Source organism: Streptomyces sp. NPDC006610 (assembly GCF_040611575.1).
GTDB lineage: Bacteria > Actinomycetota > Actinomycetes > Streptomycetales > Streptomycetaceae > Streptomyces.
In genome coordinates this window covers 191,429-203,877 of record NZ_JBEXOP010000009.1, presented here as the reverse complement: position 1 = coordinate 203,877, position 12,449 = coordinate 191,429, and the positions used below count along the sequence as shown (strand labels likewise).

Sequence of the window (12,449 nt, the reverse complement as noted above, 5' to 3'; positions counted from 1 at the left end):
TGCAACGCGCCCAGCGCCGTCGACCCGTCCGCGTTCCGCTTGAACCAGATGTTCGGGAACGCCAGGAACCGGTGCCACGCCACCCCCATGTCGGTCTTGAGGGAAACCGTGATCATCCAGATGAAGGAGACGCTGATCTTCAGGCCGGCGACACCGTAGACGAGGTTCTCCCGGACGGCCGGGCTCATGTCCCCGAACCACGCCACCAGCGGATAGGACAGGAAGTAGGAGGCCTGGTAGCCGCCGACGCCGTGCAGGGCGCCCTCCAGGGCGTGCAGGACCACGATGCAGGTGCCCACGACGACGATGACCGTCTCGACGAAATACGCCTGCCCCGTACGCGAGCCCGCGAAGCGGGACTTGCGGCCCGCACCGGAGGGCCGGCTGAGCTGGCGCACGGCGATCAGCACCAGCACCCCCAGCACCGTCATCACGCCCAGGAACTCCACCATCATGTTGTAAGGCGTGAAATGACCCAGCACCGGCAGCACCCAGTACGGGTCGAACAGCTGCACAGTGGCGTTCACCAGCGTCAGCAGCAGGGTGTAGAAGCCCACCGCGACGAACCAGTGCGCCGCCCCGATGACGCCCCAGCGGTTCATCCGGGTGTGCACGACGAACTCCCGGGCCAGCGTCGCACTGCGCTGGTAGGGACTGTCGGTCCGCGCCCCCTCGGGGACGGGCTGGCCGAGCCGTACGTGGCGGTAGATCTGCGCGACGGCCCGGCCGAACAGCGCGAAGCCGACCACCATCAGGGGCAGCGACACGATGATCGCGACGAGTTGCATTGAATGGGCTCCTCGAACCGGCGAAAGTCAGCTACTAAGCGGTAACTTAACCTTGTTGTCTGAGGCTACCCACTCACCGCCCCACAGCGCAGCCGCCCCGCGCGTGATCTGCACCGCTGCACCCCGCCCCACCGCCCCTGCCCCGCCCGCGAGTTCACCCCCACCCCCGCACCAGCCCGCCCGCCGCCCGGGAACACGGGAACCGCGCACGACCCGCACGAACGCACCCGAACCCGCACACCACGCACCCCACACCCCACAGCGGCACAGCGGCACAGGCCGGCACAGACGGACTCACCACCCAGCACGACGGCGAGCACCGACCAAGCGCACAGCGCAGCACACGCCGCGCAGGACACGACACCTCCCGGTAGGCACCGCGGCAGGCACGGACAGCAGTGCCGGACAGCCCCGCAGGCCGGAAAGGACGGGAACACCCCCCGGCACGGGACGAGGGGCCGTGACCCCTCCACCCGGCGCAGGCGGCCGGCACGGACCGGGCGCAGGAGCGGCAGGGAAGATCCGGACACCACACGGTACAGCGGCGGGCACAGACACAGTGCCGGGCCGCGGTACGGGCCGCGCAGGACACGACACCCCCCGGTACCGCGGCAGGCACGGACAGCAGCGCCGGACAGCCCCGCAGGCCGCGCAGGACGCCCCCGGGCACCGCCCCGATCCGGCACGAGGAAGCAGGCCACCGCCCGCAGGCGGCGCCGAACACGGACGCCGCGCAGGAACGGGTGCGGGCCGCGCAGGACGGGACACCCCCGGCACGGGACGGGGACGACGGACTCACCGCCCAGTGCGGCGGGCACAGACAGAGTGCACAGCGCCAGCACACGCCGCGCAGGACACGACACCTCCCGGTAGGCACCGCGGCAGGCACGGACAGCAGTGCCGGGCAGCCCCGCAGGCCGGAAAGGACGCCCCCGGGCACCGCCCCCATCCGGCAGGGGGAAGCGGAACACTGCCCGGTGCAGGGCGAGACGACGCGTCACCGCCCGGTGCGGGCAGCGCATGCCGGCCAGGTCCGGAACAGCCGCACCCGGCAGGAAAACGGGACACCGCCCCGGCACACGAATAGGACCGGCCACCGCCTCAACCCCGGCACGGGGCCGGCCACCCCGGGAGCAGGTCACCGCCCCGAAACCAGGCCACCGCCCGCCTCAACCCGGCACGAGGCACGAAGACGCACCCACCACCCCGGCACACGCACGGGAACGGGCCACCGCATCACCAGCCCCGGCACGGGGCCGGGCACCCCCGGGGAGCAGGTCACCGCCCCGAAACCGGGCCACCGCCCGCCTCAACCCCGGCACGAGGCACGAAGACGCACCCACCACCCCGGCACACGCACGGGAACGGGCCACCGCATCACCAGCCCGGGTGCGGGGCCGGGCACCGCCCGGGGCGGGCGGTGAGCACGGGCCGGATGCAGGACCCCCGTACCGGGCGGCAAGACGGGACAGGCCCCGATGCAGGACAGGGCCGGACACCGCCCGGGTACGGGCCGGAGCGGCGGGCCCACCGCCCCGGCACACGCACGGGAACGGGGCCACCGCCCCAGCCCGGGACGGGCCGGGGCAGGTCACTGCCCGGGACGGGCCGGGGGGTGGGTCACTGCCCGGTGCGGGCGGGGGACAGCGGGAGGGGAAGCGGCAGCGGGGCGGGCAGCTGCGGTTCGGACAGAGGGGTCTCCGGAGCGGCGACCAGGATCGACTGCTGCAGGCGGCGCAGCCGCGCGGAGGGCTCCAGGCCCAGGTCCCGCACCAGGGTGCCGCGCAGCCGGTGGTAGACGTCCAGGGCCTCGCCACGCCGGCCGGAGCGGTGCAGAGCGAGCATGAACTGGGCGTGCATGTTCTCATGAGTGCGGTAACGGCTGGTCAGCACCGTCAGCTCGGCCAGCAGTTCACGGTGACGGCCCAGACGCAGATCCGCCTCGATGCGCTGGTCCAGCGCACACAGCCGGCTCTCCTCCAGCCGCCTGGCCTCCATCTCCAGCCGGGCACCCGCCGCGACCCCCGCGAACGCCGGCCCGGTCCACAGCGCCAGAGCCTCCCGCAGCAGCCGGGAGGCATCCCGGAAGTCACCCGCGTCAATGGCCCGGTACCCCGCCCCGGCCAGCCGCTCGAACTCCCGCACATCACTGCGCCCCCCGCCCGAGACCAGCATGTACCCCCCGGGAACAGTCACCAGCACATCCTTCGCACTGCGCCGCCCCCCTCCCCCGCCGCCGGCCCCGCCCCCAGCCGGCTCCACACCCCCGCCCCAGGACACAGAAGCCCCGGAAGACACAGCGGGCCCGGAAAACACCCCAGAGCCCGCAGAAGCCGGGGAAGCGGCATCCGGCACAGCCGGGAAACCGGAAGAAGCCGGGAAGACCGGGGAGCCGGAAGAGACCGGGGAGGCGGCATCCGGCACAGCCGGAGAAACAGAAGAACCCGGGGAACCCGGGGAAGCCGGCGAAGCGGGAACAGCACCGGCACCGGGGCCGGCCGCGGCGGGCGCCGGCCGCTCCAGCGCCGCCGTGATCAGATCACGCAGCTGCAGCACATACGTCTGCAGCGTGGTCCGCGCACTGCGCGGCGGCCGGCCCGCCCACACCTCGTCGATCAGCGCCGACACCGGCACCACCTGATCGGCGTGCAGAGCCAGCAACGCCAGCACCTGCCTGGGCTTGGGCGCCGTAGGAGCGACCGACACCCCGTTCACTCTGACGTCCAATATGCCCAGTACGTCGATCTGCACGCCGTTTCCCCCCTGGGTGAGTGTGCTGTCGTCCGGCACCTCACGAGTACAAAACAGGCCGGACGGTTTGTCAACCGAAAACCAGTTGCGCTGTTTCACCGCGCGCTACAGCCAGACGTGCACGGTTTCAGCCATCCCGGCCCGCGACGTGCGGGTATATCCATTTCGCCGCCCCCGCCCACCCGCCCGCCCGCCCGGAACACCCCCCGCCCGACCACCCGGAATTCACCAACACAAACACTCCCCACCCCGGCACAGCACCCCTCCCCACCCCCCATAACATACCGCGCGTGCTGTTTAATTCGGGGGCCGCCCACACGTTCCAGACGCACCCCACGGCAACCCCACCGACCACCCCCACCGGACCCCAGGACCGCCACACCCCCGCCGGACCCCCCAAACCCCGGAACAAAAACCCCGCAAGAAGGACCGGAACAAACCCCCGCACCGGCACCGGCACCGCCCGCCACAAGGACACGGCACCGCCCACAGCACAAGGCAGGACACAGGGCACGGCACCCCACCCGACCCCGCGGGTACCCCCACCACAACCCGCCAACCCACCCCCGGACACGCCACCACCCCCCACACCCCCCACACCCCCCGCACACCCCGCACACCCCGGCACACCGGCACACCGGCACACCGGCACACCGGCACCGGCACCCCGGCACACCTAAAGAGCGCACAGAACCCGACGCGACACAAGACACACCCCCCGCACACCCCCCGGCCGCCACCCACGACAGACCCGAACACGCCACCACGCTTCTTCCAGCCCGGTACCCGGCCCGGTGCCCGGCCCGGTGCGGCCGGCGGTCCGCGGCCGTGTCGGCGTTCCCGCCGGGCGCCGCCCCCTCCCGTCCGATCGCCGATGCGTGGCCACCGCCGACGACCGCGAGGCCCTGCCCGCGCCGGACCGCCGGCACGCGCGCAGGACCTCCAGGATGGAGTCCGGGAAGCCGGTGTCCCAGCCGCCCTAGCGGGCCCGGAGGCCGCGGACCGGGGGATGCGCTCGCCGGCTGCGGGCCCGGGGGGCGGATGCGCGGGTTGCGCGCCCGGAAGCGTGGATACGGCGGGTGGTGGTGCGCATCTGTCAAGGGTGGCGGGGGAACCGAACACAACACCCGGCCCGGCGGCACCCGCCCGGCAGACCCCACACCAACCCAAGACCCGCCAGGCTCCCCCAGTCACCGCGGGGCAACCGGACCGCGAAACACCCGGCGGGGCCAGACCCAGCCGGACCAGGCCCGCACAGCACCACCGCGCACACCGGGAACGCCTTCACCACAAGCCACCCGGCACCGCCCCGCCGCCGCACTCCCCCACGCCCGGTTCCCCACCCCCCGACAACAGCCCCCACGCCGAAACCACCCGACACAAAAAGGCACGCCCCGGCCGTACCACCGCCCGGCACGACAACCCCCGCCCCCCCACCCCACACCCCCCGCACACCACCCGAAAATCAGCCCCCGCACACCCCGGCCACCGCCCCAGGCCCAGCCCCCGGACACCAACCGAAAACCAGCCCCCGCACACCCCGGCCGCTCCCCACCCCAGGCCCAGCCCCCGCACACCCCGCCGGGCCCCACCACACCACCGGGACGCCCCCCACAGGCGACCACAGCCGTCCGGAACCAGACCCCACACACCCCCTACACAAAACCGTCCAAGCGGTTTACCCCCCCTGTCAAACAATGCCGCAAGGCCCCCCGCCCCACCCACCGGCAACCCGCCGACACCAAACAGCAGACCCCCACGACTCAACCCCGCCCGGACACACCCACCCCGCACCCCACCAGACACCCACCCCCACACCCGCAACCCCAAACAGAAAAAGCACAGCAGACAAGCACACCACCATCACAGCCACGAACCCCGCCGTGTCCCGGGGCGTGCATTGTCCTGATGGGTGTGTCTGGGTTGTGGCGGGGGGCTCGCTTTTCGGGTGTGTGTTTCTTTTTCCGTCCGGGCGGTGGGAGAGGGGAATGGTTTTCCTGTGTCTGTGTGTCGGGCCGGGTATGAGGGCCAGGCCGCGAGGGCGGTGGGGGTGTGTGGGGGCGGGTCCTGCTGCGAGCGACACCCATCAGGACAACGCACGCCCCGCCTGCTCAGCACCAGCACCAGACACGGCACCACCAGAAACACCAGCACCAGACACGGCACCACCAGAAACACCAGCACCAGACACGGCACCACCAGAAACACCGGCCCCGGACACGGCAGCACCGGACACCGCGGAACCCGACGACACCACACCCAAAGAAACCGCACCACCACCGGCACCAGGAACAGACGACCCCACAGGAACAGACGACCCCGCAGGAACAGAAACACAACCCGGCACAGAAACCACAACACTCTCAGGAGCAGCAGCCAGCCACGGCAGACACAACGCCCAAAAACGCCGCACCCGCTCCGCAGACGACCACTCCCCGTCCACCATCCCCATCACCCCCAACCCCACCGTCCCCGCCACCACCACCGTCACCACATCCTCACCCCTCACCCCCGCCGCCAACTCACCCCCCTCCTCCGCCCGCACCGCCAACTCCCCCACCACCGACCGCCACCAACCCAGCACATCCACCCCACCCCGCCGCGACGGATCCGCACTCAACCTGAAACCCGCCCGCACCACCGGATCCCCCACCGCCAACAACACCCCCGAAGCCACCCCCACCAAACACTCCAAACCCGAAACCCCACCACCACGACACCCCTCAACCACCACCCCCACCCGCCGAACAGCCTCCGCCTCCACCTCACCCGCCAACGCATCCTTACCAGCAAAATGAAAATGCAACGCCCCCGCACTCACCCCCGCACGCCCACTGATCACCGACAAAGAAGCCAACGCATACCCCTCCACCGCAAACACCTCCGCAGCCGCACGCACCAACGCCTGCCGCGTACGCACCGCCCGCAACTGCCTCACCACCACAACCCCCAACCCCACACCCAACACCCAACACCACCAACAAACCGCACGCTTGGTATATTTACCAGACCCACCCCCACCACCACACCCAAGCCGGTATCAGGAAGCCGTCGTCGTCGAAACGCCAGGCGGCACCACCCAAGGGCGACGATCTGCGGCGGCAGGAAGACATGAGTCAGGGTGCCCGGGGCAGTGGCCGTCGCAGTCGGCTTACGGACCAGCGACTCGTCGGCATCGGCCGGCACATGCCGGGCGACCTGACCGGTCGGGCTCACTTCGACCGTGAAGCCACACGCCTCGGCCACCGGCGGCACGGCGCCGCGTGAGACGACCCGGCCCTTCACCCACGAGCGCACGAATTCGACCTCCATACGGATCCGTTCGCATGGAATGAGGAACGTTCTGTGTATTCCATGGGCCCACTTCGCCATGAAGCAGTACTCGGCAACGCCCCCGCCGGCTGTCCTGTCCCAGCCTCACCCGGCATGAGGCATGCCGAGGGCGATCAGCTCACGACCCGTCCTTTCAGTGACGGCATGCGGCGGACGGGTCGCCCGCCAGCCTGCTGCAAGGCGGAGCCGCTCAGTCGAGGGAGAGCGGGTCCCCGGACAACCACTTTCTCTGGTCCGTGAAGAGCGCCTCGGGCGGTTCGACGACCGGCAGCGGCTCGGGGTTGCGGTGGCCGTCGGCACAGCGGGCGAACGGTCCGGTGACCGGGTCCAGCAAGGCCCGCAGATGCGGGTCGACATGGTGGATCCACCAGTGCGACATGCCCAGCGCGGGGTCGAAGCGCAGGTGCTCCCAGGCTCTCCAGATGGAGTCCAGCCGGGAGATGGCCTCGGCGTGGCGGTACCACTCCGGGCACCACACCCGCCCGGACCCGGGGGTGGGGGCCGCTACGAAGTAGATGAACCGGTCGGTGACGAACTCGTTGACGTTCCCGTAGTACAGCTCCCCCGCGCGGGCGGAGTCCTCCTCGTCCCGCCGGATGTCGTCGAACGACTCGTCCCGCCCCTCGTCGTGGGGTGATGTCATGGCGTCAAGCTCCTCTGCGCAGCCGTACGGCGACGGCCTCGTCGTGGTGGCCGATACGGTCCAGCACCCGGGCGAACCGGACGAGGGCCCGGTTCAGGTCGGCCTGGGCCTGGGAATCGTGCGGGGCCTGGTCCACCAGTTCCCGATAGATGCGGACGGCCCGGCGCGCCGGCTGCACCGCGCGGGCGGCCCGGCGCCAGCCGTGCCGCCCGCACAGGCTCAGGGCCCGGGCGAGTCCCCCGAGGAGCGACGCGGTCTGGACCGGTGACAAGCCGGGGCGGTCGACCCGTGCCCGGCAGGCTTTCTCAGCCTCGACGGCCGTGCGCCACGCCGCCTCGTGGCGTCCCGTCATCGCTTGTGCCTCCGCCAGTCGCAGCAACGCGTAGCAGAAGGCGATCTCCTGGCCGGCCGGGTCTGCGGCGAGCAGCCGCCGCCGCAGGCGCACCGCATGCTCCGCAACGGACAGGGCCTCGCGGAAACGGCTCGTCATCATCAGCGCACGGCACAGTTCCGTGCAGGTGTCGGCCAGGTACGTTTCGGCTTCCGGGTTCTCGGCCGCCAGGTCGGCCTGCAGCTCGTACGCCTCCCTCAGGACGGGGACCGCTCGGTCCTCCATGGCCCAGGACGTGAGGTAGCTGACGCCCAGGTCGTAGAGGCAGAAAGCCAGTTGTCGGCGCGCTTCCTCGTCCACGCGCGACAGCCGGCGGTAGTGCGGGAGTGCCTGGCGCAGCACGATGCGCACGGCGAGCTGCCTGCCGTGCTTCCAGTACAAGCCCGACAGGTCGATCAGGGCGGCGGCGTACGCCTCCCGGTAGAGGCTGGGAGCGTACTGACTGAGGTGGCGGCGGATGGCCAGGGCTTGGTTGTAGGCGGCGAGCGCGTCAGCCGAACGGCCCAGCGCGTCGTACGAGCGGGCGAGGCTGAGAGCCGTCTGGGACTGCGCCTTCAGGTTGCTCGCGCTGAGCGGCAGCCTGGCTCGCGCGTAGAGCCCCATCGCCTCCTCGCCGAACTTCACCGCCGCCTGGTGGTCCCCCTCGTCCGCGTGGAAGACGGCGAGCGTGCGGATCGACTGGGCCAGGTTGGGTTCGGCCAGTCCGTACGGACCGTGCGCCAGAGCCCGGTAGTGCCCGAGGGCCTCCTCGAGGTACTTCCGTGCCTCGGCGTGATCGCCGTCGTCGCGTCGGCTCCAGGCGTGGTTGTGCAGCAGCTGCGCCAGGGTGGGACTGTGGACGGCGGGGAGGTCCGCGACCAGCGGGCGCAGCAGTGCGATCGCCTCCTGCTCCAGAGCGATGGACTCGGCGGACGGCCGTTTGGCGACGGCATAGTCGACTGCCAGGACCATCAAGGCCTGTGCGAGGTCGGCGGCATAAGCGTCGGGGTTCTCCCTCGCCAGTTGCCGGGACGTCCGGACCGCTTCCTCGCTCAGGGCCAGCGCCTCCGCCGTCCGCTGGAAGCGCCAGAGGTTCGTGCCGCGTGCCACCAGGGCCCTGGGGAGGAGCAGGGGGTCCAGATCGGGGTATCGGTCCGCCAGCTCGCGGGCGCGCCGGACGGCCTCGGCCGTGTGGTCGTCGGACCTGGCGACCTGGTCGAAGTCGGTGGCCGTCGGGTCGAGTTGCCACACCACCTGCGACTGGTTGATCAGCGCCCGCACCAGGCCGCTTTCGCGTTGCTCCTCCGCCTCGCAGCCCTCCGCCGCCAAGGCGCGGAAGAGATCGAGCGCCTGCTCGCCGGCGCGGTGGGCGTCCCGCAGGCGTCCGGACATGCGCAGGGCGCGCGACCACAGCACCAGTGATTCGGCCCATTCCCTCCGGTGCGCCTGCGCCCCGTCAGCCACGAGCCGCTCGCGGAGCGCCGCGGCCTCGCCGGCGGTGTCGCGAGCGTCTTCCCACTCTCCGACAGCCAGGCTTCGTTCGGCCAGGTTGTGCAGCGCCCACGCCCGGTTGCGGAGCGACTGCGGCTCGTCGTCCGCGGTGTGGCTCAGCCGGCCGAGTTCACGGGCGACGTCGAGCGCGTACGTGCGCAGGACGTGGGACTGCTCGGGCAGGGTGTGGGAGTGGGCGCGGAGCACGGCGGCGGTCAGCGGCGCGTCGACGGGGGTGGAGCGCAGTGCCCGGCGCAACAGGTCGACGACGTCGTGCGCCCGGTCCGTGCGACCCTCGTTGGCGTGGGCCACGGCGGACCGGGCCAGCACGGTGAGGGTCTGGACGCGCTGGTGGTCCGGGGCTCGGACGAACACCCTGGTGAGCAGCTCGGGGTCACGGATGATCTGCAGGGAGGCGTGGTACTCCGCCAACCGGTCGGGCTCCAACTGGCCCCAGTGGCGGTCGTCGGGCGAGGGATACAGGTCACGGAGCCAGTCGGTGATCGTCTCGACCAGCCGTCCCGACTCGTTGGGCAGCGTCCGCGCGACGGTCGACCGAGCCTCCGCCCGGTCTTGCGCCGGGCACAGCACGGCGACCGCCACCGCCTGCGCGAGCAGCTTCTTCTCCCACCGACCCATCCCTCGTTCGTCGGCGGTGTCCTCCCAGTACGCCCTCTCATGCTGGAGGAGTCCGTCCTCCAGCGTGTCCTCCTCCTGCTGCGGGGGCCGAGCCTGGTGCAGCAGCGCGACCAGGGCCGCCATCTGCACGGTCAGCGCCGTCTCGGCGCTGGGACGGCCCTCTGTGGCCGGCGGGACCGGGAGGGACTCCGCGAGCCCGAGCCAGTCGGTGTCCCTCTCATCGGCGGCTTCCGCCAGACGGTGGGAGAAGTCCCTGGCAGCCGTCCGGAACGCGTGCTCCCGGTCCGCGGCGTCGGGGCTGAGCGCGTGCAGCCTGATCTCGCGGAGGGTGGCGCGCACCGTGTCCTGCCATGAGCCCAGTGAGCGGGCCAGCAGCAGCAGTCGCACCGGACGCCCGGTCTCTTCGCACTGCTTGCGCAGCTTCTCGACCAGGTCGGGACGGGACTCGGCGTAGTCGACGACCAGCAGCATCGGGTGCTGGACCGTGCGGAGCACACGCAGGTCGTCGGGCTCGCCCCGCACTTGGCCGACCACCCAGCCGAGGTCCCGCATCCGCGCCATCAGCTGGCGCGCCAGCCGGGTCTTGCCCTGGCCGCCCGGTGCGGTGAGCACCCGGAGGGAAGGAACGCCGCCGTGGTCGGCCCGGCACCACTGCTCCAGCAGGTCCAGCGTGTCCCCTCTGCCGTGGAACGACACCACCTCGGCGTTGGCCCGCAGCAGCATGGCGGGGGAAGTCACGTCCCGTCGAGGCGTCGCGGGCTCCAACAGGCCGGTCAGTTCCGCCGGTTCGAGCCGCGGGTCGACACCGGTCAGCTCGCGGACCACCGTGCGGAAGTCGTCGCACGCCAGCAGGTCCTCGCTGCGGGTGCAAGTGAGCCGTGTGCCGTGGCGTGGCCGGCGGTCCGCACGCACCACACCGAGCAGCGTTTTCTCCCCGACCGGGAAGACGGCCGCGCCCGACATCCCGGACCAGGGGGTGGTCCGGGCGGCGGTGGCTCCGTTGAGCCCGGCGACGTCGACCTCCAGCAAGCCGATGTCGTCGAGGATCTCGAACGTGGCACCGCCGTGCGGCCTGACCCGGCCCACGAGTTCCTCCCGGTCCCGGTTGCCACGGGCCCGCTGCTGCCGGGGGAAGCCCAGGGCGGAGACGGGGATTTCGGTACCGCCCGTCACACACCTGCCCCAGCGCTGCGGTTGTCGGCCGAAGGCGTCACGCAGCGGTTCGGGCGGCGTCCACCCCGGATCGTCGGCCGGGATCTCCAGGAGGGCGGCGTCCACCGGCCCGGTCTCGTCGTACCGGCGCCAGCGCACCGTCGCGAGGGACCGCACGTCGGACCCGGGCAAGGAGACGGTGATCCCGCCCTCGTCGTTCCGCGGCAGCAGGTGGGCGGCGGTCAGGACGAGCCGCGGCGCGATCAGGTAGCCGCTGCCGAAGCTCGCGGCGCGAACCTGGACGACCCGCTGTGCCTGCATGACCCGCCCTCCCGGTCGTGCCCGACCTACTCGACGTCGCCCACTTCCACGTCCCCGCCCCCGCGGAGCTGCGGTTCCAGACGCAGAGTCACGCGCTGTACGGACCGGGTCGCCCGCTCCCGACGGGCGTCGGCCTCCACGACGCCGAACCGCAGCGCCCCACCGCCGCTGCGCGTGCGCATCAGCTCCACCTCGAACTCCGCAGTGATCTCGCCGAGGACGAGCCGGAGTTCGGAACCCTGGGCGCGGCGCTGCGCCTCCGCGAGCTGGGTCCGCAGCACCTCGACGGCGTCCGCGAGATCCAACCAGTCCCCGTCCTGCCCCCCGTGCGTCATGGCCCCCACCCTCAGTCACCGCGCCCCTGTGTGACGGACATCGTAGTGTAACGGAGCGTCAAAGGGCCTGAACCGGCCGCAGGTTGCGCGGGCGTGGGCGGAGCGTGAGCCTCCACGGTCCTGTCTCGCACGAACGATGTACCGGTCCGGGCTCCGGCCCCCCGGCTTGGCGCCCGGAGCGCCCTCGTGAAGCACCCGTTCGAGCCGTCACACCCCGCCTGTCCCCTACTTGGCCGGGAAGAGCCGCAGCTTCGCGGTTTCCCCCGCGATGGCGAGAACGGCAATCGACAGTTCGTTGACGGTGGAGGGCCCGCCCTGGTCGGGGCGCTGCCCGAGCAGGTTGGAGGTGAATCCGCTCGGATCGACCGAGCTCAGGTCCACGCCCTCGGCGCCGACGGCGCTCACCGTGAACGGTCCCGCTCGAAGGCCGGCGGCCGGCGGGATCTCGGTGCCCTTCGTCACGACCACCGTGCAGCTTCCGTCCGCACACGCCCGCAGCTCGGCCGGTGTTGATGGCTTCATCGGCTTCACCGCGGTCGGCGACGGTGACGGGGAGGGCTTTGTGGGCGTGGGCGAGGCGGGCGACGGTTGGGCCGAACGAGAGAATGTGGCCGGACCGGGCTTCC

6 protein-coding genes and 3 pseudogenes are annotated in these 12,449 nt (G+C 71.8%); all 9 read right to left on the bottom strand.

The features are described 5' to 3' along the window. Window positions 1–788, bottom strand: a pseudogene (locus ABZY13_RS10375) (Fe-S oxidoreductase); the annotation flags it as partial. Between the two features lie 1,620 nt (window positions 789–2,408). After that, window positions 2,409–3,008: pseudogene (locus ABZY13_RS10370) on the bottom strand (AfsR/SARP family transcriptional regulator); the annotation flags it as partial. A 300-nt stretch (window positions 3,009–3,308) separates the two neighbouring features. After that, a pseudogene (locus ABZY13_RS10365) lies at window positions 3,309–3,539 on the bottom strand (winged helix-turn-helix domain-containing protein); the annotation flags it as partial. Window positions 3,540–5,625: 2,086 nt separating this feature from the next. Further along, window positions 5,626–6,459, bottom strand: a complete 834-nt coding sequence (locus tag ABZY13_RS10360; RefSeq protein WP_356628846.1) for a TetR/AcrR family transcriptional regulator — start codon at window positions 6,457–6,459, stop codon at window positions 5,626–5,628. 14 nt (window positions 6,460–6,473) lie between these two features. Then, entirely contained in the window at window positions 6,474–6,851 is a 378-nt protein-coding gene (locus ABZY13_RS10355; RefSeq protein WP_356628822.1) for a hypothetical protein, read from the bottom strand. Between the two features lie 211 nt (window positions 6,852–7,062). Continuing rightward, window positions 7,063–7,515 (bottom strand): DUF4913 domain-containing protein, encoded by a 453-nt coding sequence (locus tag ABZY13_RS10350; protein ID WP_356628820.1) that lies wholly within the window; start codon window positions 7,513–7,515, stop codon window positions 7,063–7,065. A gap of 4 nt (window positions 7,516–7,519) precedes the next feature. Next, window positions 7,520–11,488 carry a trypsin-like peptidase domain-containing protein gene (locus tag ABZY13_RS10345; RefSeq protein WP_356628818.1) on the bottom strand — a complete coding sequence of 1,323 codons (3,969 nt, stop codon included), beginning with the start codon at window positions 11,486–11,488 and terminating at the stop codon, window positions 7,520–7,522. A 26-nt stretch (window positions 11,489–11,514) separates the two neighbouring features. Then, window positions 11,515–11,823: a trypco2 family protein gene (locus ABZY13_RS10340; RefSeq protein WP_356628816.1), complete on the bottom strand. Its 309-nt coding sequence runs from the start codon at window positions 11,821–11,823 to the stop codon at window positions 11,515–11,517. 225 nt (window positions 11,824–12,048) lie between these two features. After that, on the bottom strand, window positions 12,049–12,345 hold the full coding sequence (locus ABZY13_RS10335) for a hypothetical protein (RefSeq protein WP_356628814.1): 297 nt from the start codon (window positions 12,343–12,345) through the stop codon (window positions 12,049–12,051). Window positions 12,346–12,449: the final 104 nt, after the last annotated feature.